This is a genomic window from Bradyrhizobium sp. MV1.5 (assembly GCF_055807615.1).
On the sequence record NZ_JBVVPL010000027.1, the window covers coordinates 75,119 to 94,815 of the forward strand.

13 protein-coding genes and 1 pseudogene are annotated in these 19,697 nt (G+C 65.4%); 2 read left to right on the forward strand and 12 right to left on the reverse strand.

The features are described from left to right. Positions 1–93 precede the first annotated feature (93 nt). From frr to AC0L2J_RS23670, 9 genes are all read right to left on the reverse strand, one after another. Positions 94–657, reverse strand: a complete 564-nt coding sequence (gene frr, locus AC0L2J_RS23630; RefSeq protein ID WP_007603628.1) for a ribosome recycling factor — start codon at positions 655–657, stop codon at positions 94–96. Positions 658–724: 67 nt separating this feature from the next. Beyond that, the gene (gene pyrH / locus AC0L2J_RS23635) at positions 725–1,441 is read right to left on the reverse strand and encodes a UMP kinase (RefSeq protein ID WP_018455040.1); all 717 of its coding nucleotides are present in this window, start codon (positions 1,439–1,441) and stop codon (positions 725–727) included. Between the two features lie 60 nt (positions 1,442–1,501). Next, positions 1,502–2,425: a translation elongation factor Ts gene (gene tsf, locus AC0L2J_RS23640; protein ID WP_007610892.1), complete on the reverse strand. Its 924-nt coding sequence runs from the start codon at positions 2,423–2,425 to the stop codon at positions 1,502–1,504. A 131-nt stretch (positions 2,426–2,556) separates the two neighbouring features. Beyond that, on the reverse strand, positions 2,557–3,549 hold the full coding sequence (locus tag AC0L2J_RS23645; protein WP_007610895.1) for a 30S ribosomal protein S2: 993 nt from the start codon (positions 3,547–3,549) through the stop codon (positions 2,557–2,559). A gap of 221 nt (positions 3,550–3,770) precedes the next feature. Then, the gene (locus AC0L2J_RS23650) at positions 3,771–6,299 is read right to left on the reverse strand and encodes a caspase family protein (RefSeq protein ID WP_473394701.1); all 2,529 of its coding nucleotides are present in this window, start codon (positions 6,297–6,299) and stop codon (positions 3,771–3,773) included. Between the two features lie 170 nt (positions 6,300–6,469). Further along, positions 6,470–7,210, reverse strand: a complete 741-nt coding sequence (locus AC0L2J_RS23655) for a carbonic anhydrase (RefSeq protein ID WP_473394702.1) — start codon at positions 7,208–7,210, stop codon at positions 6,470–6,472. 110 nt (positions 7,211–7,320) lie between these two features. Next, positions 7,321–7,812, reverse strand: coding sequence for a DUF2846 domain-containing protein (locus tag AC0L2J_RS23660; protein ID WP_231170947.1), 492 nt, complete (start codon positions 7,810–7,812; stop codon positions 7,321–7,323). A gap of 141 nt (positions 7,813–7,953) precedes the next feature. Beyond that, positions 7,954–11,457 carry a DNA polymerase III subunit alpha gene (dnaE, locus tag AC0L2J_RS23665; RefSeq protein ID WP_007610902.1) on the reverse strand — a complete coding sequence of 1,168 codons (3,504 nt, stop codon included), beginning with the start codon at positions 11,455–11,457 and terminating at the stop codon, positions 7,954–7,956. Between the two features lie 453 nt (positions 11,458–11,910). Then, entirely contained in the window at positions 11,911–12,630 is a 720-nt protein-coding gene (locus tag AC0L2J_RS23670; RefSeq protein ID WP_063996166.1) for an outer membrane protein, read from the reverse strand. A gap of 250 nt (positions 12,631–12,880) precedes the next feature. Here AC0L2J_RS23670 and AC0L2J_RS23675 point away from each other — a divergent pair. Beyond that, positions 12,881–13,033, forward strand: a pseudogene (locus AC0L2J_RS23675) (DUF3551 domain-containing protein); the annotation flags it as partial. A gap of 240 nt (positions 13,034–13,273) precedes the next feature. Continuing rightward, positions 13,274–14,593: an MFS transporter gene (locus AC0L2J_RS23680; RefSeq protein ID WP_473394703.1), complete on the forward strand. Its 1,320-nt coding sequence runs from the start codon at positions 13,274–13,276 to the stop codon at positions 14,591–14,593. Positions 14,594–14,603: 10 nt separating this feature from the next. On the opposite strand, the gene map is transcribed toward AC0L2J_RS23680, so the two are convergent. The 3 genes from map to AC0L2J_RS23695 form a co-directional block, all read right to left on the reverse strand. Next, positions 14,604–15,353, reverse strand: coding sequence for a type I methionyl aminopeptidase (gene map / locus AC0L2J_RS23685; protein WP_473394704.1), 750 nt, complete (start codon positions 15,351–15,353; stop codon positions 14,604–14,606). Between the two features lie 78 nt (positions 15,354–15,431). Continuing rightward, on the reverse strand, positions 15,432–18,581 hold the full coding sequence (locus tag AC0L2J_RS23690) for a GAF domain-containing protein (RefSeq protein ID WP_473394705.1): 3,150 nt from the start codon (positions 18,579–18,581) through the stop codon (positions 15,432–15,434). Positions 18,582–18,847: 266 nt separating this feature from the next. Beyond that, a complete protein-coding gene (locus tag AC0L2J_RS23695; RefSeq protein WP_063996163.1) occupies positions 18,848–19,621 on the reverse strand; it encodes a helix-turn-helix transcriptional regulator in 774 nt (257 codons plus the stop codon). Positions 19,622–19,697 lie beyond the last annotated feature (76 nt).

Consider the following 19,697-nt stretch of genomic DNA (forward strand, 5'->3'; position numbering starts at 1 on the left):
CCGGACCCGAAGGGCCGCGTTAGCGCAAAGTGCGAAACGGTTTTCCGAAAAGATCATGCACGAACAATAACCTAAAGCGCGATCCACCGCGCTTTAGACGGTAAGGATTTCTTTTTCCTTGGCGGCCAGCAACTGGTCGATCTCGGAGATCGTCCCGTCGGTCGCCTTCTGCACCTCGTCGGCGTGGCGCTTCTGATCGTCCTCGGACATCTCGTGATTCTTCTCGAGCTTCTTGAGAACGTCGAGACCATCGCGGCGGACATGGCGCGCGGCGACCTTGGCGGCTTCCGCGTATTTGTGCGCGACCTTGACGAGCTCCTTGCGACGCTCCTCGTTGAGCTCGGGGATGCGCAGGCGCAGCACCTGGCCTTCGGTCGCCGGCGACAGGCCGAGATTGGAATCGACGATCGCCTTCTCCACCGCCTTGACCATCGACTTGTCCCAGACCTGCACCGAGATCAGGCGCGGCTCCGGCACGCTGACGGTGGCAAGCTGGTTCAGCGGCATGTGGCTGCCATAGGCGTCGACCTGCACCGGATCGAGCATCGAGGCGGAGGCGCGACCGGTGCGCAGGCCGCCAAGTTCGTGCTTGAGCGACTGGATCGCGCCCTGCATGCGGCGCTTGACTTCGTTGAGATCGAAATTATCCGTGGCCATCACGTTTCTCCTTCAAAATCCCGCCGACCTCTCCGCACCCCTTCTCTCAGGGTGCAACGACAAGCCGTCAGCCGGCGACAATGGTTCCGTGGCCGCCGCCGCGCAGTACAGCGCCGATCGAACCCGGCTCCGCGATCGAGAACACGATGATAGGCAGCGACGTCTCGCGGGCAAGCGCGAAGGCGGTCGCATCCATCACCTTGTAGCCGCCCTCGATCGCCTGCGAATGCGTCAGACGGTCGAATCGCGTGGCCGTCGGGTCCTTCTTCGGGTCGGCCGAGTAGACGCCGTCGACATTGGTCGCCTTCAGCACCGCCTGGGCGCCGATCTCGGCGGCGCGCAGCACTGCGGTCGTGTCGGTGGTGAAGAACGGATTACCGGTTCCGCCGCCGAGCAACACGATCCGGCCCTCGGCGAGGTATTTGTGCGCCGCGGTGCGGGTGAACAGCTCGGAAATCTCGGGCATGACGAAGGCCGACAGCGTGCGCGCAGGCGTGCCCTTGCGCTCGATCGTAGCTTCGAGCGCGAGGCAGTTCATCATCGTGGCGAGCATGCCCATGGTGTCGCCGGTCGGGCGCGACACGCCGCGCGAGGAGACCTCGACGCCGCGAAAGAGGTTGCCGCCGCCAATCACGACGGCGACTTCGGTACCGAGATGGCGGGCGGCGATCAGATCGTCGGCGACCCGGTCGATGGTCGGTTGATCGATGCCAAAACCCTGCGGTCCCGCGAGATATTCGCCGGACAGCTTGATCACGACGCGACGATAGACCGGATCAGTCATGAGCACTTTCCTTGTCCGGCCGCCGCTTCCGGCGGCACGCCGGAAGGAACGTTCCGGCGCTTACTTCTTGCCGCTGGCCGCCGCGACCTCGGCCGCGAAGTCGCTTTCCTGCTTCTCGATTCCCTCACCGAGAGCATAGCGCACAAAGCCCGCGATCTTCACCGCGCCGCCGACCTTGCCTTCGGCTTCCTTCACCGCCTGCGCCACCGACTTGCCGGTGTCGTGGATGAAGGCCTGCTCCAGCAGGCAGACTTCCTTGTAATAGGTCTTCAGGCCGGACTCGACGATCTTCTCGATCACGTTCTCGGGCTTGCCCTGCTGGCGATATTTGTCGGCGAGCACGTCCTTCTCGCGCTTGACGACCGCCGGATCGAGACCGGACGGATCGAGCGCCAGGGGGTTGGCGGCCGCGACATGCATCGCGATCTGGCGGCCAAGCGTTGCGAGCTCGTCGGCCTTGCCGGGCGATTCCAGTGCCACGATCACGCCCATCTTGCCGGCGCCCTCGACGACCGCGCCATGGACGTAGCTCGACACCACGCCCTGGCTGACCTCGAGCGAAGCTGCGCGGCGCAGCGTCATGTTCTCGCCGATGGTGGCGATCGCGTCATTGATCGCAGTTTCGATCGTGACGTCGCCGACCTTGGCGGCCTTGATCTTCTCGACATCGGCGCCGGCGTTGAATGCGACCTGCGCGATCATCTTGACGAGGCCCTGAAACTGGCCGTTGCGCGCGACGAAATCGGTCTCGGAATTGACCTCGACCACGACGCCCTTGTTGCCCTTGGTGAGCGCGCCGATCAGACCCTCGGCGGCGACGCGGCCCGACTTCTTGGCGGCCTTCGACAGGCCCTTCTTGCGCAGCCAATCCTGCGCCGCTTCCATGTTGCCGTCGTTTTCGGTCAGCGCGGCCTTGCAGTCCATCATGCCTGCGCCGGTCGACTCGCGCAGGTCCTTGACCATCGCAGCTGTGATCGTTGCCATCGTTCAAAATCCTTTTTGCCTGCCGGTTTGCCGCGGCGCGGCCAGATCGCCTCGCCGCGGTCCATCTCAGGAATTCGCGTCAACTGAAATGGTGGCCGGAACTTGTCCGGCCAACCCATCGCTCTTTTTGACTATTCCGCTTCCGCGGTCAGCGCCTTGGCCTTGGCCACCCAGGCGTCCGCGCGGCTCGGCAGGCCGACTTCTTCGCCGATCTTGTGCGCGGTGTCGTGATCGAGCTCGGCCAGCTGCCAGAAGTGGAAGATGCCGAGGTCGTTGAACTTCTTCTCGATCGCGCCCGACACGCCCGGGAGCTTCTTGAGGTCGTCGGAGGTGCCGCGCGGACCGGCGAGGCCCTGGAAGCCGCTCGTGGCGGCGGGCAGCTCTTCTGCGACCGGCCGAACCGAAGCGCCGACGTCGATTCCGGAATCGCCCTGGGCGCGCGAAATGCCGTCAATGGCTGCGCGCGCGATCAGATCGCAATAGAGCGCGATCGCGCGGCCGGCGTCGTCATTTCCCGGCACCACATAGGTGATGCCTTTCGGATCCGAATTGGTGTCGACGATCGCCGCGACCGGGATGTTGAGCCGCTGGGCTTCCTGGATCGCGATGTCTTCCTTGTTGGTGTCGATCACGAAGATCAGGTCGGGCAGACCGCCCATGTCCTTGATGCCGCCGAGCGAGCGGTCGAGCTTGTCGCGCTCGCGCTGAAGCGTCAGGCGCTCCTTCTTGGTGTAGGAGGAGGCATCGCCGCCGGCGAGCACGTCGTCGAGATGACGCAGGCGCTTGATCGAGCCCGAGATCGTCTTCCAGTTGGTCAGCGTGCCGCCGAGCCAGCGCGAATTGACGAAGTACTGAGCGCAGCGCTTGGCCGCGTCGGCAACGCCGTCCTGCGCCTGGCGCTTGGTGCCGACGAACAGGATGCGGCCGCCCTTGGCGACGGTGTCGCTGACCGCCTGCAAGGCGTTGTGCAGCAACGGCACGGTCTGCGCGAGGTCGACGATGTGGATGTTGTTGCGGGCGCCGAAAATGAACGGCGCCATTTTCGGATTCCAGCGGTGAGACTGGTGACCAAAGTGCACGCCGGCTTCGAGGAGCTGACGCATAGTGAAATCGGGTAGTGCCATCGTTCTAGTTCTCCGGTTGGTTCCTCCGGAAGCGTGTGAGCAGGACAGAGCGTTGTCGCCCCGGCTGCCACCGGACGGCCTTGTGAGCCATGCTTCCGTGTGAGATGGCGCGGTGTATAGCGCGATTTCGACCAGAAGCAAGGAAATAAGGGCCTTTCGGGGCGGCTTTCGCCCGCGAGAGCCCCCCTTCCGTAAAGACCACGCTGCGGCCTAGCCCCTGCTTAGCATCTGGGCTGGTTCGGCGGGCACTTCTTTGCCGCCGGCGGCGGAGCCGGAGGACGCGGTGGGGGCGCTGCCGGGCGCGGCGGCGGCGGTGGCGCGACGGCCACCCGGGGCGGCGGAGGTGGCGCCGGCCGGGCGACCGGCGGCGGCGGCGCGGGTCGTGCCATTGGCGGCGGCGCCGGCCGAGCGACCGCCACGGGCGGAGCCACCCGTGCCGGTGGCGGCGGCGCAATACGCGGCGGAGGCGGAGGCGTCGGCCGGGCCACGGCCTGAGGCCGCGGTGGTGGTGCCGACGGCCGGGTAGCCTGGGCGGGAGCAGCGGTCGGCTGATGCTGCGGCCGGATCGGCTCCCGCGCGGCCGCAGGCGGCGTGACCGGTCGTCCAACTGCGCCGGGAGGCGTGCGGGCAGCCGGCGGCGAACCAGTCGGCTCGCGGGTCGCGGACTTGCCATGGTCCCCGGGGCCGGTCCGGGGCGGGGCCTGTGCCACCGGCGGCTTCGGCGGTTGGCCGGGCACAGCGGCCGGGTTTGTCGCCGTGGGCGCAGTCACCGGCGCCGTGGCGGTCGGCGCACCGGGATGGGCTGCCGGCGTGGTGCCGGGAGCAGCAGTTGTCGGCGCTCCCGCAGGCCCTCCCGCAGGCCCTCCCGCAGGCCCTCCCGAATGGGTCGGCGGCGGTGTGCCGGGTGCAGTGGCCGCCGGCAATCCGGGTTTGCCGCCCGGCAGTGGCCCGGCTCCCGCTGGCGGTACGGGCGGACCGCCATGGGTGCCGGGAACCGGGAGCGTATTGGCTTGGGGCAGCTTGGCAGGTGGCGTCGCAGGTGGAGTGGCAGGGGGTGTAGCAAGTGGTGGAGCAGGTGGCGTCCCGGTTGGGACGACCTTGGCCGGCGTCGCCGGAGGCATTCCTGGCCTCGTCGTCGGCTGCATCGTCGCGCTCGGCGGCATCGGCGCCTTGCCCTGCTGAATCAGGGCGGCGCGCTGCACGGCCGCCTGCGGCATGGCTGGACCAGACGGATTGATGCGCCCGGCAATGGCCGGCGTGAGATTGCCCGGTCCGGCACCCGCACCCGCCGGCGGTGCCGGCGGCTGGTTGATCACCGTGTTGATGACCGTCCTATTATGGATGTTCTGATAGATGATGTTGTTGGGCGGCGGTGCGACATAGACCGGCGGCCTGACGAACACAGGAATCGGCACGAACATCGGCTGCGGCAGCACGAACAGGCCGATCACCGGCATCGGCGGCGACAGCACGACGAAATCCGGTGGCGGCGGCGGCAGATAATAGACCGGCGGCGGCGGTGGCGGCGCGAAGCCAAAATCCGGATCGCTGAAATACAGCACGGGACGGTCGACATAGACCACCTCCTCCGGCGGCGGTGGCAGCACGTCGTAGTCGATCATCGCGAAGCTCGGCGGGGGCTCGGCCGGCGCGGTGAGAATCGCGAGGCGCCGGCGCGCATCAGCCGCATGCGGACCGCGCGGATAGCGACGCAGATACGACCAATAGGCTTCCGGCGTGTCGGTACGATAGGTCCGCCGCCAGGTGATGGCCTCGCGGCGCGCCGCGACGATCACCATCACGCGCTTCGACAGCGGGTCGCCGGGATAGGCGGTGAGAAACTCTTCGTAAGCAGGTAGCGTGTCGCGCGTGAGCGCGGCGGCATAGGCATCCTGCACGCCGAGATCGCGGATCGGCTTGTTGCGGATCGCGGCGACCTGGTCGGGCGTGGCCTGCGGCGGCGGCGCGTCGGGCCCACGCTCGAAGAACGAGAATTGCGCCGATATCTTCTGCTCGTTCCAGGGCACCTGCGCGCCCTTGCTGGCCTCGTTGACGCGCAGGCGAACGCGGTCGAACACTTCAGGCAGCGGCAGGCCGCCGGTGCGGATCATCTCCGCCAGCGACTGCGCATAGATGCCGTAAGGTCCGGGCTCCTCGGGCGCCACCGTGCCGGGCGCGGCGTTGAACGCGATCAGCATGTTGGCCTCGGGCTCGACCAGCGCAAGTCCGCTCGCGATCTGCTGGCCGCCCTCAACGAAGGGCTGCGCGCGCGCGGCGTCGAGCACGACGATGTTGGCCTTCAGCGGAACGGAGGCCAACTGGCGGAGATAGTCGCCGATGCGCAGGCCTTCGGTCGGAATGTCGGTGTCGCGGGTGATGTTGGAATCGACCGGGATGAAGTAGTTCTCACCGGCGAGCTGCACGCCATAGCCGGCGAGATAGACCATCGCGACGGTGCCCGGGCCTGAGGCCTGCGCCTTCTGGATGAAATCGCGAAAGCTCTTGCGCAGCGTGTCGCCGTCGAGATCGCGGGCGCCGACGACGTCGAAGCCCGCCGCCTGCAGCGTCTGCGCGATCAGGCCGGCATCGTTTGCCGTCGTCGCCAGCGGCGACTTGGCATAGGCGCCGTTGCCGACCACGAGCGCGATACGCTTTTCCTGCTGCTGCGCACGCGCCGCATCCGGCGCGCCCGCGGCAAGGACCGCGATCGGCAGGAGAAGGCAAATGAAGGCTCTGAGCGTCCCACGCATGGCTTGCTTGCCCGTTTTGTTGTTGAGGTGCCGCGACGCATCAGACGCGCGGCCAGCTGAATGGAACTTGAACGAAAGACTTCCAAATAGCGAAGGCTTGGATTGAGGCGGTGGGATGGCCACCCCGCTCCGCCGTCAGCTCCGCGTAAGCGACGCGGCGACGCACCGGTTCAGCCCTGCGCGATCATATCCACCGTTCCTGTCGTGAGCCGATAGATGCCGCCGACGACCTTCAGCTTGCCCTGCTCCACGGCCGCATTGAGGATCGGCGTTGCCGACTTCAGCTTCGCGACGTTGTCGATGACGTTCTGCCGGATCGCCTTGTCGAGAACGTCCCCACCCTGCTGCATCACAGTCTTGGCGGCCGGCGTGATCGCATCGACCAGCGAGGGAATATGGCCCGGCGGCGGCTTGTTGTCCTTGATCGCCTTCAGTGTCGCATCGACCGCGCCGCAAGCGTCATGGCCGAGCACGAGGATCAGCGGCGTATTCAGCACGGCCACCGCGTATTCCATGCTGGCAATGGTTTCGGTGCCGGCAAAATTTCCTGCGACGCGGCAAACGAACAGATCGCCGCGGCCGGTGTCGAAGGCATATTCCGGCGCGATGCGCGAATCAGCACAGCTCAGCACGGCCGCGAACGGATTCTGTCCGCCGACCAACGCCTCGCGCTCGTGCTTGAAATCGTGCCGCCGCGACACGCCGTCGACATAGCGCGCATTGCCTTCCGTCAGGCGCTTCAATGATGCGTCGGGCGACAGCACGTTCTGCGGCTTGGGAGGCGTTTTCGTCTGCTTGGCGAAGGCTCTGCCGGTCAGGGCGAGGCCGAGCGCCGAGGCCCCCAACAACATCGCGGATCGTCGCGACGGCGCGATCATCTCATGTGGGGATTCATTGCACTTGTCGCACATGTCACGTTCCCTCCCGGCGCGATGGACGAACGGCCTCACTGCGATCATAGCCGCAACAATGTGACGACACCACAAATGACGGTGCGGGCTGGGCCGAATTCGCGCGGGGGCTATTGCGCCAACCGAAGCTCTGCGATCGTCGTCCGGGCGGCCGGTTCATCCAAGGGCAGGAAATCCAGCGGCCCCTGATTTTTATAGCCGGACGTCATCGCAAGCGTGAGACCCCACCCCAGCACCCCAGTGCTCGCGTTCGCGATCATGGCGCTCTTGCGCTCACTGAAGCGCGCCACGAAGAACAGGGTCTGGCCGGACTGAGCCGAGAAGTCCACGCGCGTGACGCCGAGCGCCGCTTCCTCTGCTACGAACTGGTGCTGGCCTGCCGGGCGATCGACATAGACGTAGGTCCCGGTCTTCAGGCCCTTGATCGGCGTACCGTCGAGGGAAAATTCCCAGTCCGGATCGCCGATGCCGCCGAAGCCTTTCTCGCGAAACACGACGACGCGGGCCTGCCCGGCTTTCGGCGGACCCAGCTTTCGTACCGTCTCCGAATATCCGAGCCCGCTCCTCGCCGTCTCACAGCCGCACAGCAGTGCCGCAGCCACGAGCAATACCAGCCCACGCAATAGCATCACGCCCCCAGATTTTCCCCGAGTGCATGCTAATCAAAATCAGCGACAGGTTGCAACAGGGCCGCAGCATCACCCGCGCAAAACATGCAGCCGCCTGCAACACGGTGCGTGTTGCTAGAGCTGCTGCACGTCCACCACGCCGGCGACCGCCTTGATGGCGCCGGCGATCTGCGGCGAGACCTTGAAGCGGCCGGGCAGCTTCATCTCGACCTCGGTCTCGAGGTCGAGCATCATGACCAGCGAGACCTCGCCGTCGCCGTTGGAGCGGGGCGCGATGCCCGGACTGCCGACCTTCGGCGCGGCGCCGTTCGAAGCGGCCATGTCGGGACCGGCGAGACGCTTGGCGATCGATTCCAGCGGCTTGGTGTCGCGCACGAAGATGCGCAGGCCCTTCTGCGTCTTGGCCGCGGCCTCGTCCAGCGGTTCGGCGTGGAGCACGCGCGCGCGGACGTCCTCGCCCTGGAGCTCGGCGCCGAGCTGGAGCAGCACCGCGGCGCCCGGCTCCAGCACGTCGCGATATTGCGCGAGGCCTTCGGAGAACAGCACCGCCTCGAAGTGACCCGTGGGATCAGAGAGCCCCATGATGCCCATCTTGTTGCCGGTCTTGGTCCGCCGCTCCATGCGCGACACCACGGTGGCGGCGACCTTGCCGGCGGTGGCGCCGGTTTTCACCGCGCGCGAGAACTCGGCCCAGGACTGCACGCGCAGCCGCTTCAGCACGGTGGCGTAATCGTCGAGCGGATGTCCCGACAGGAAGAAGCCGATCGCGTCATATTCACGGCGCAGCCGCTCCGCCGGCAGCCAGGGCTCGATCTGCGGCAACATGATGGTCGGCGCGTCGGCCGAGCTGCCGAACATGTCGTTCTGGCCGATGGTCGCAGCTTCGTTCGCCCGCTGGCATGCGGCGAGAATCGAGTCGGCGCCGGCGAAGACCCGTGCCCTGTTCGGCTCCAGCGTGTCGAACGCGCCCGCGGCGGCGAGGCTTTCGATGATGCGCTTGTTGATCGCGCGCGGCGACACCCGCGCGGCAAAGTCGGCGAGCGAGGTGAACAAGCCGTTCTTGGTCCGCTCCGCGATGATCTGCTCGACGGCCGCGATGCCGACGCCCTTCAGCGCCGCGAGCGCGTAGTAGATGGTCTTGTCGCCGACCTCGAAAGTCGCGCCGGAACGGTTGACGTTGGGCGGCTCGACCTTGATGCCGAGGCGCTGCGCCTCGGCGCGAAATTCGGACAGCTTGTCGGTATTGTTGAGATCGAGCGTCATCGACGCCGCGATGAACTCCACCGGGTAATGCGCCTTCATGTAGGCGGTGTGGTAGGACACCAAGGCATAGGCCGCCGCGTGGCTCTTGTTGAAGCCGTAGTCGGCGAATTTCGCCAGCAGCTCGAAGATCGTATCGGCCTGCCCCTTCGGGACGCCGTTCTTCACGGCGCCGGCGACGAAGATCTCGCGCTGCTTCTCCATCTCGGCGCGGATCTTCTTGCCCATGGCGCGGCGCAGCAGGTCGGCGTCGCCGAGCGAATAGCCCGACATCACCTGCGCGATCTGCATCACCTGTTCCTGGTAGATGATGACGCCGAAGGTCTCCTTGAGAATCGGCTCCAGTACGGGGTGGAGATATTCCGGCTCCTCGTCGCCGTGCTTGCGCGCGCAATAGGTCGGGATGTTCGCCATCGGGCCCGGTCGATAGAGCGCGACCAGCGCAATGATGTCCTCGAAACGGTCGGGGCGCATGTCGACCAGCGCGCGCCGCATGCCCTGGCTTTCAACCTGGAACACGCCGACCACCTCGCCGCGCGCCAGCATCTGGTAGCTTTCGGCATCGTCGATCGGCAGCGTGGCGAGATCGACATGGATGTCGCGCGGCTTGAGCAGTTTGCACGCGACGTCGAGCACGGTCAGCGTCTTCAGGCCGAGGAAGTCGAACTTCACCAGGCCCGCGGGCTCGACCCATTTCATGTTGAACTGGGTCACCGGCATGTCGGATTTGGGGTCGCGATACATCGGCACGAGTTCGCTCAGCGGCCGATCGCCGATCACGATGCCGGCCGCGTGCGTCGAGGCGTGACGGGTCAGGCCTTCGAGGCGCTGGGCGATGTCGAAGGCGCGCGCCACCACCGGGTCCTCGTCGCGGAACGCCTGGAGCTTTGGCTCGCTCTCGATCGCGGCCGCAAGCGTCACCGGCGCGGCCGGATTCTGCGGCACGAGTTTTGTGAGCTTGTCGACCTGGCCATAGGGCATCTGCAGCACGCGGCCGACGTCGCGGAGCACGCCGCGGGCCTGTAGCGTACCGAACGTGATGATCTGCGCGACCTGATCGCGACCGTAGCGCTCCTGGACGTACTTGATCACCTCGCCGCGGCGGTCCTGGCAGAAGTCGATGTCGAAATCCGGCATCGAGACGCGTTCCGGATTGAGGAAGCGCTCGAACAGCAGGCCGAACTTGATCGGGTCGAGGTCGGTGATGGTGAGCGCCCACGCAACCAGCGAGCCTGCGCCGGAGCCGCGGCCCGGCCCGACCGGAATGCCCTGGCCCTTCGCCCATTTGATGAAGTCGGAGACGATCAGAAAGTAGCCCGCGTATTTCATACGCATGATGACGTCGAGCTCGAACGCAAGCCGCGCGCTGTAATCTTCTTCAGTCGTGCCTTGCGACAGTCCGTGCACGCGTAGGCGGTTGGCGAGCCCCTCCTCCGCCTGCCGCTTCAATTCGGCCGCCTCGACCGCGGCGGCGTCGGAGCTTGCGGCAGCGCCGACCGTGAAGAACGGCAGGATCGGCTTGCGCGTCATCGGCCGGAACGAGCAGCGCTCGGCGATCTCGACCGTCGAGACCAACGCCTCCGGAATGTCGGCGAACAGCACTGCCATCTCGGCGCGGGTCTTGAAGCGGTGATCGGGCGTGAGCTGCTCGCGCTCGGTCTCCGCGATCAGCCGCCCGCCGGCGATGCAGAGCAGCGCATCATGGGCTTCGTAATCGTCGGTCGCGGCGAAATACGGCTCGTTGGTCGCAACCAGCGGCAGGCCCTTGGTGTACGCGATGTCGATCAGGTGGCTTTCGACCCGCCGCTCCTTGTCGGTGTTGTGGCGTTGCAATTCGATGTAGAGGCGGTCCCCGAACAGGTTGGCGAGACGCTCGCAGCGCGCCGCCGCGAGTTCGGTATAGCCGCCGGCAAGCGCCAGCGAGATCGGCCCGTCCGGACCGCCCGTCAGCGCGATCAGGCCTTCGGTCTCGCCTTCGAGCCAGTCGAACTTGATGTGGGGAGCATGAGTGTCGGGCGTCTCCAGGAACGCGCGCGAGTTCAGCCGCATCAGGCTGCGGTAGCCACGCTCCTGCGCGGCCAGCAGCACCACGCGCGAGGGCAGCAGCACGTTGCGCGCATTGGGATCCTGGTCGCCGAACTCGATCGCGATCTCGCAGCCCACGATCGGCTGGATGCCGGAGCCCGCCATCTTGTCGGAGAACTCCAGCGCGCCGAACATGTTGTCGGTGTCGGTCAGCGCCAGCGCCGGCTGATGGTCTTTCTTGGCTAGCTCGGCGAGCTTGGCGATCTTGATCGAGCCCTTGAGCAGCGAATAGGCCGAGTGAACGTGAAGGTGGACAAATCCGGCGCTCGGCATGGTCGCGTGACGGCCTCTTGCAGATGAGATGGAGCGGACACCGGCACCGGAGGCATCCTGCACTCGCCTGGCCGACTCGCCTCACGATGGTGGGGCGTCATGGTGCCAGAGTCCACGCCGGAACGGCCGATCGGCCGCGTCGTCCTGCTTTTCCCCAACCTGTCCCGCCCCTAGAGCTGCGGGAGCACCTGGGCCCAGATCGCGATCATCCCGACAAACAGCGCGATCGACGCCAACGCGGCGGCTTCTTCGACGAAAATCCTGAACATGGCTTGCTCCATGGCGAGAACGTATGAAGAACATTGTTCTCATTTCGTTCTCAGGAGTCAAGCCGTCTCGGCCATCTCGCAGCGGAATGGTTAACCCGCTGAACTTGAACAACAAAAAGCCCCGGCCGATGGCCGGGGCTTTCGCCGACCGCTCGAAGTCGAGCGATCGAAATCAGGCTTCTACTCAGTACCGACCGAGGCTCGGGCCGCCGAACTTGTAGTTCAGGCGGACGAGACCCATGTCGACGTCCTGACGGATGCGGTCGGTCGAGGGCACCAGCGCGAAGGTGACGTCCTTGTCTTGCAGGAAGATGTGGTTGTACTCGACGCCAACCGACCAGTTCGGGGCGAAACCGTACTCGAGGCCGGCACCGATCGTCCCACCCCAACGGGTCTGATCGTTCGAGGACAGCAGTGCGCCGCCCAAGGTCGAGACTTCATACTTGGTGCCGGCGACAGCCGCACCGCCCTTGGCGTAAACGAGGACGTTGTTCCAAGCGTAGCCGATCTGACCGGTGATCAGACCGAACGAATCGATCTTGGAGCGGTTGCGGGTCGCGAACAGCGCGCTGGCGTTGTCGCCCGAGAAGTCGGCCCAGTTGCCCTGGCCTTCGATGCCGAACACCCACTGGCCCGACTGCATGCGATAGCCAATCTGGCCACCGACCGTGCCGCCAGTCGCATCGTGCGAACCCTCGCGGCCACCGCCGACGAGATCCCAGGTCGAATGCGCGGAACCGCCGCCGCCGTTGATACCGATGTAGAAGCCGCTCCAGTCGTAGATCGCGGCGACCATCGCCGGCGCCTTGGTGTAAGGCCGCGCAGCGAGGTCAGCAGCCACCGCCGGTGCAGCCGCGCCGAGCGCGACAAGGCTCACAGCAGCAAGCAACAGATTCTTGTTCATTTGATTCCCGTTCCAGTTTCGTCGTTAGGCCCCCGGGCCGTGGCGTCGTCATAGCAGCGCTCGACGGAATTGCTGTAACCTCGACGCCACAGTTCGCGCCAAAGGGTCGCGCTTCATTAATGAAGATTTACCGTGCGCGCTGGAAACCCTTTGAAACAAGTGGTTTCACGAGTTCCGATATCGCCTACACGACATACACAGCACGCGCGCGTGACAACGTCGCGCGCACGTTCGCGTGATTGGACAACGAATGCGGAGACGAATTGCTCTCCCCATTGTCGCCACATTTTCGCTCGCCCTCGCCACATTTACGCCCACGCTCGGCGCAAGCGCGCCGGCGCGCGCGTTCGGGACCTATCATCCTTTCTGCGTTACCGGGGATGAATGGCCGGGACTGAGCAATTCACCGCGCTATTTGCTGCGTTGAGATGCGCCGCGCTCGTCCAATTGAAGCGGACGAGCAAACCAAGAAGCCCGGTGTTCGCGTCGTGCTCACAAATCGGGACGCTGATATGCGGCCTGCCTTGCGTTGAGCGTCCAGTGTTGACGCCGACCGATCCGGGTTTAACTAGGACGGAGAAATCTTGCAGGGGTGGCGACGTTCGCTGGGCTGGTTCCCGTTGACGCCACCATTGCAGGACATATGACGACATCGAAGCAAGCGACCTCGCCGCGCGCGACCGCCGCCTCCGCGCCCCCTCATCTCGCCATCGTCCTGTTCTCGCTCGCGATGGGCGGCTTTGCGATCGGGACCACCGAATTCGCGTCGATGAGCCTGTTGCCGTTTTTCGCGGCCGATCTCGGGGTCGACGAACCGACGGCGGGGCACGCGATCAGCGCCTACGCCCTCGGCGTCGTGCTGGGCGCGCCGCTGATCGCCGTGCTCGGCGCACGGTTGGCGCGGCGCGCGCAGCTTTTGGTTCTGATGGCCGTGTTCGCGCTCGGCAACACCCTCACCGCGCTGGCGCCGGGCTTTGGCTCGATGATCGCGGCGCGTTTTCTCTCGGGATTGCCGCATGGCGCCTATTTCGGCATCGCCGCGCTGGTCGCGGCCTCGCTGGTCCCTCAACATCGTCGCTCGCAGGCGATCGGCCAGGTGATGCTCGGCTTGACCGGCGCCACCATCGTCGGTGTGCCGCTCGCCAATCTGATTGGGCAGGCGATCGGCTGGCGCGCGAGCTTCGGCCTCGTGTCGGTGCTGGCCTTGCTCACGGTGCTGCTGTGCGCCCTGTTCGCGCCGCGCGACCAGGCTGGCCGGTCCGATCCCCTGCGAGAGCTCGGAGCGTTGCGAAGCGGCCGCGTCTGGATCACGCTGGCGATCGGCGCCATCGGCTTCGGCGGCATGTTCGCCGTCTACACTTATCTCGCGACGACGCTGATCGAGGTGACCAAGGTCAGCCCGGCGGTCATTCCGTTTTTTCTGGCCGTGTTCGGCATCGGCGCCACGCTCGGCAATCTGGTCGTGCCACGCTTTGCCGACCGCGCGCTGATGCCGACGGCGGGTTGCATCCTGCTGTTCTCGGCGGTCGCGCTCTCCGTGTTTCCGCTCGCCGCCGGCAATCCCTGGGCGCTGGCGGCAGACGTCTTCGCGATCGGCGCCAGCGTCTCGCTCGGCGCCATCCTCCAGACGCGCCTGATGGACGTCGCGGGAGACGCGCAGGCGCTCGCCGCCGCACTCAACCATTCGGCGTTCAACACAGCCAATGCGCTCGGCCCGTTCCTCGGCGGTCTCGCCATTCGCGAGGGGCTGGGGTGGACCTCCACCGGTCCCGTCGGCGCCGCGCTGGCAGTTCTGGGTTTCCTGATCTGGATTGTCGCCTATCGCGACGCCAAATCTGTTCCGGTCGATATCAGCTCGGGACGCAAGACCGCCTTACCCGAGACTCCTCCGGCGAGACGTGCACCGCCGCTGGCGCCGGACGATCGAAGCCGTTCGGATGCTGCGCGAGATCCGGTGGCTTGAGGACGCCTCCTTAACCAGCCATCGTCACGATCAACGGTCCGCTTCGCGTGGCCATCACAGTGTGCTCGTATTGAACGGTCGGCGCCTCGGGGCTGCTGTAGAGCGTCCACGGATCATCGCCATCCTGTGCCCATTCGGCGCCAAGGGACAGGAACGGCTCGACGGTGAACACGAGGCCTTCGCTCATGACGCGGCGTTCGGAGCGGTCCGGCCATGTTGCGATCTCCGTCGGCTCCTCGTGGAGCGACAGGCCGACGCCGTGACTGGCAAGATTCCTGACCAGGCTGTAACCGTTCTTCCGCGCAAATGACCCGATGGCCTGACCGATACCGGCGATCGGTTTGCCGGCTCCGACCTGCTGCAGGCCCGTCCACATCGCGCGCCGGCCATCTCTGCAAAGACGTTCGACCGCTCGCGTTGCGGGTGGAACGGCGAATGAGGCTCCCGTATCCGCAAAGAAGCCGTTCTTCTCGGCTGACACGTCGATGTTCACGAGGTCCCCACGCGCGATCCGCCGATCGCCCGGGATGCCATGAGCGATCTCCTCGTTCACGCTGATGCAGGTCGCCCCGGGAAAGTCGTAGGCCAGCTCCGGAGCCGAACGTGCGCCGGCAGCCTCCAGCAGCGTTCGCCCGATCCGGTCGAGCTCGGAGGTGGTCATGCCCGGCTCGAGCGCCTTCCCCATTGCCTCGAGGGTATTGGCGACGATTCGCCCGATCTCTTTCAGGCGCGCGAGGTCGTTGTCGTCCGAGATTGTCATGTCATGCTCTTCCGAAAGCCGGGACATAGCCCTTGTGAAGGCGGCTGGCAAACGGAAGAGATCGTTTCCAAAACGCGTTCAGATCTCGTCGAGCAAAATGCGGACTTTGGCAGCCAGGTCTTCGATAGCGAACGGCTTCGGAAGCAGATGCTTGCCTGCATCGAGCACGCCATTGTGAACGATCGCATTGCGCGTGTAGCCGGTGGTGAACAGCACTTTCAGCGCCGGGTATCGTCTCGACAGCTCGGCCGCAAGCTCGGCGCCGGTCATGTCGGGCATGACGACATCCGTGAACAGCAGATCTGGAACGAAACCATTTTCGATCGTCCTGATCGCCTCTTTGGCGCTGGCTGCCTCGATGACGGTGTAGCCGAGTTCGCGCAGGCTTTCGGACGACATGCTGCGGACGCGCTCGTCGTCTTCCACGACGAGAATGGTTTCGTTCTGATGGCTTGCACTGGCGGGTATCTCTTCCTGCGACAGATCTGAGCCCGCCTCCTCTCCGGCGAAGCGTGGAAGGTAGATCTTCACGGTCGTGCCAACATCCACCTCCGAGTCGATTTTGACATGGCCGCCCGACTGCCGCACGAAACCATAGACCTGACTGAGGCCGAGGCCGGTCCCCTTGCCCACGACCTTGGTCGTGAAAAACGGATCGAACACCTTGCCCAGCACATCGGACTGAATTCCCGTGCCGTTGTCCGTCACGGCCACGAGAACGTACTGCCCGGGTGCGAGTGCGTACTCGCGAGCATACATTAGATCGATCGAGGCATTGCTGGTTTCTATCGTCAGCCTGCCGCCCTTTGGCATGGCATCGCGCGCATTGACCGCGAGATTGATCATGGCGCTTTCGAGCTGGGCCGGGTCTGCCTTGACCCGCCAGAGGCCAGCCGCCAGGACCGTCTCGAGGCGGATAAGCTCGCCGAGCGATCTCTCGAGCAGTTCGCTCATCCCGCCGACCATCTTGTTGATGTCCACGACCTCAGGCGCGAGCGGCTGTTGGCGCGAGAACGCGAGCAGCCTCTGCGTCAATGTGGCTGCGCGATTTGCGCCGTCGATGGCGCCCTCGATGAAGCGGTCTATGCTGACCTCTCCCCTGCCGAGCCGCCGCTTGGCAAGATTCAGGCTGCCGAGAATTACGGCGAGCATATTGTTGAAGTCGTGGGCAATACCTCCGGTCAATTGCCCGACAGCTTCCATCTTCTGGGATTGCCGCAGTTGCTCTTCGGCTTTCATGCGCTCGGCAATTTCGTCGGCAACACGTTGCTCCAATCCGGCATTGAGCGCCTCGAGCCGGGTCAAGAGCTGGGCGTTGTCGATGGCGGTGGCGGCATGGCCCGCAATACCAAGCAAGGCGGCCTCATGCTCGGCCTGGAATTTGCCCGTCTCGGCGTGGCCGAAGAAAAGTCCGCCGAGGACTTCGCCGGTTCGCGAGATCACAGGGACCGCCAGGTAGGATCGGACTGGAAGATGGCCCTCGGGCATGCCTTTCCGCGGCGCGTTCTTGCCATAGCGGGGGTCCTGCAGGATATCGTCGGACCTCACCACGCCGGAGCCCTCGAAGGTCGGGCCAAAGACGGCGGTGTTGCGGGGCATCGGAAAGTTTTCAAACGCGGATCGCGGCGCACCCGACAGCGAATACAGCATGTAGCTGCCGCCATCCGGCGCCAGAACGTTGTAGAAAAAGGCGCCGAATTGAGCCCCGGTGAGGCCGACGCCGGCATCCGTCACGATCTGGACGATCTTGTCGAGGTCGCGTTCGCGAGAGACCGAAGCCCCGGTATCATTCAGTATTCTAAGATGACGCTCGGTTTTCTTTTGCGCAGTGATATCCAGAACCGTTCCGATGAACCGAACAGCCTGGCCGTTGGCAAAGATGGCTTGACCGGTCGCGGCGATCCAGCGTTCGACCCCGTCCTCGATGCCGATGGTTCGGTATTCCATATTGTAGGTCGTCGGCGCGTGCGGCGTCAGAGCTGCGGACACGGCCTCGTGGGCGCGCTGCCTGTCCTCGGGATGGAGGCCCTTCAGGAACGCCCCTTCATAGCTGACTTCGGCGTCCGGCCGTAGACCGAACACCTCCTTGCAGCGGCTATCCCATCGAAGAACGTTGTTCACAGGGTCGTAGTCCCAGGTGCCGATACCAGCCGCCTTGTTCGCAAGCGTCAGTCGTTCGGCGGCCTCCTGCGCCGCTTGCTCCGATCGGACGCGCTCGATGTGGGCCCACGATCGCTCGGTCACTTCGGTGAGCAGGGCGAGTTCGCGCGGCGTCCACCGGTGCGGGCCGCGGTGATGAATCGCCATCAGGGCGGTCAGTCGCCCTTCTTTCACCAAGGGCATGCAAATCGTCGAACCGATCCCGATGTTCTGGAAAGTGGCGGCTTCGTCCGGCGCAATCTCCCTCAAATTGTCATTGATGATGAGCGGCCTGCCCGCGCCCAACTCTCGCACCGCCTTCTTGCCGAAGTCCGCCAGACTGTAGTGACCGAGGATATGCATTGCGCCGGGCGCGGCCCAATCGCCGCGTATCGTGAAGCCGTCCTGGTCCGGGTCCATGTCGGCATAGGCGCAGTTCGAGACGCCGAGATGCTCGCCGACCATTTTGGTCGTGACCGCCATCACGCCGTCGGCATCGCGCGTCCTGGCCGTCTCCTTGTTGAGTGCGTCCAGGAAAACAAGCCGGGCTTCGTTCTCCCGCACAGCCGTCTCCGCACGGCGGCGCTCTACCGCCGTGCGCGTCCGCTCGGCAACGTCGCGAATAAGCTCCAGCTCTTCGGGGCTCCATTCGCGCGGCCCGGCATTGTTCAAATACAGCAGAGCCACGACCCCATCGGGCTCCGAGATCGGCATGTTGACGAGCGCGCGCGCAGAGATCGCCTCGAGGGCCCCGGCACGATCGCCGACGCGAGGGTCTTTTTCCGCATCGGCACAGATGACGGTCTCGCCTCGCTTGAGATCTTCGATGTAGCTGCCATAGTCGCGGAAGCGCAGCACGCCTGCGAGGCTCAGGATGCCCGGTGCGTTCCAGTCGCGGACAATGGTGATGGTCTCGGCTGAGGTGTCGACGGTGCCATAGCCCGCCCGGCTGACGTTGAGGCTGCGGCCGAGCAGCTCTGCCGCAGCATAGGCGAGATCGTCGGGATTGCTGATCTCTCGGATGTAGTCGCCGAGTGCGGCTAAGACGGAATTGCGATCGGCCGAGCGGACCCCGGTCGCTGTCGTCATCGGTCTTCCCCTGCCACTTTCCCAGCTCCACGATGAGCTAGCTGCTTGATCGTCCCGCTGCTGTTCGCTTCGACCACAGGTAGCCCGCCTGAACTTCGAGTGATGCAGACGGGGCGCGCAAATTGTCTGCGCGATAACCGCATGATGGCATTTAGGTTCCCGTCATCACCCACAGTGGGCACCATGCCGACCCCAACATCCATCTGGTCGCTCAAGGTGGTCGGCTGGTGATCCAAGCTGCGCGCCAGTACGGATCGGTCACCGTCCTAAACCGGCGTATAGATCACCAGCTTCAGCGCCGGATCGTCATTGGCCTGAAAGCTGGTGTGCTCGAACCGGAGCACGCCCTTGGTCGGATGGTTCATGATCTTGAGGCCCGCGGCGGTGCTGCGGATTTCGTGCGCTTCCCACCATTTGACGAATTCCGGACTGCCCTGGCGCAGCCGCGTCAGCAATTCCGTAAAGGCGGGATCGCCGGCCCAGACGTCGTGAGTGGCGCGAAACATCGCGACCATGCTCTTGGCGACATCGGCCCAGCCGGCACCGTAGAATTTTCGCGTCTGCTTGTTCGTCATCACCAGCAGCAGCGTGTTGCGGTCCTGCTCGGGCAATTGTCCGAACCCGAAGATCTCCTCGGCCGCCGCGTTCCAGGCCAGCACGTCCCAGCGCCGCCCCGTGACATAGGCCGGCTGGGCCAGGCTCTCGATCATCCGCCGAACCGGCGGCGGCACGATCTCGCGCGTGAACGCGCGCCTGTCGCCGTCGCGCGCCAGCGCCTTGAGATGGGCGTGCTCGGTCTTGCTGAGGCGTAGCGCACGCGCCAGCGCGTCGACGGTGGTGACCGAGGGGCTGACGGTGCGGCCCTGTTCGAGCCGGATGTACCAGTCGACGCCGATGCCGGCGAGCTGCGCGACCTCCTCGCGGCGCAGGCCCGCCGTGCGGCGCCGCCGGCCCGCGGGAAGCCCGACCATCTTCGGCGACAGCTTTTCGCGGCGGGACCTGAGAAAGTCGCCGAATTCGACGCGGCGTGGGTCGGCCATGGTGACGTGCCTCGATGGAGGGCCTCGGGAATGCTAGGATAATACCAGGCCTTCCCTGGCCTGGAAAGCCGGCGCA

What these genes read in the sequence shown, in the direction of transcription:
- frr (WP_007603628.1), bottom strand. Translation starts at nt 657, where the DNA reads ATGGCCACGGATAATTTCGATCTCAACGAAGTCAAGCGCCGCATGCAG.
- AC0L2J_RS23655 (WP_473394702.1), bottom strand. Translation starts at nt 7,210, where the DNA reads ATGTGCGACAAGTGCAATGAATCCCCACATGAGATGATCGCGCCGTCG.
- AC0L2J_RS23695 (WP_063996163.1), bottom strand. Translation starts at nt 19,621, where the DNA reads ATGGCCGACCCACGCCGCGTCGAATTCGGCGACTTTCTCAGGTCCCGC.
- pyrH (WP_018455040.1), bottom strand. Translation starts at nt 1,441, where the DNA reads ATGACTGATCCGGTCTATCGTCGCGTCGTGATCAAGCTGTCCGGCGAA.
- AC0L2J_RS23680 (WP_473394703.1), top strand. Translation starts at nt 13,274, where the DNA reads ATGACGACATCGAAGCAAGCGACCTCGCCGCGCGCGACCGCCGCCTCC.
- AC0L2J_RS23645 (WP_007610895.1), bottom strand. Translation starts at nt 3,549, where the DNA reads ATGGCACTACCCGATTTCACTATGCGTCAGCTCCTCGAAGCCGGCGTG.
- tsf (WP_007610892.1), bottom strand. Translation starts at nt 2,425, where the DNA reads ATGGCAACGATCACAGCTGCGATGGTCAAGGACCTGCGCGAGTCGACC.
- map (WP_473394704.1), bottom strand. Translation starts at nt 15,353, where the DNA reads ATGACAATCTCGGACGACAACGACCTCGCGCGCCTGAAAGAGATCGGG.
- AC0L2J_RS23650 (WP_473394701.1), bottom strand. Translation starts at nt 6,299, where the DNA reads ATGCGTGGGACGCTCAGAGCCTTCATTTGCCTTCTCCTGCCGATCGCG.
- AC0L2J_RS23670 (WP_063996166.1), bottom strand. Translation starts at nt 12,630, where the DNA reads ATGAACAAGAATCTGTTGCTTGCTGCTGTGAGCCTTGTCGCGCTCGGC.
- dnaE (WP_007610902.1), bottom strand. Translation starts at nt 11,457, where the DNA reads ATGCCGAGCGCCGGATTTGTCCACCTTCACGTTCACTCGGCCTATTCG.
- AC0L2J_RS23690 (WP_473394705.1), bottom strand. Translation starts at nt 18,581, where the DNA reads ATGACGACAGCGACCGGGGTCCGCTCGGCCGATCGCAATTCCGTCTTA.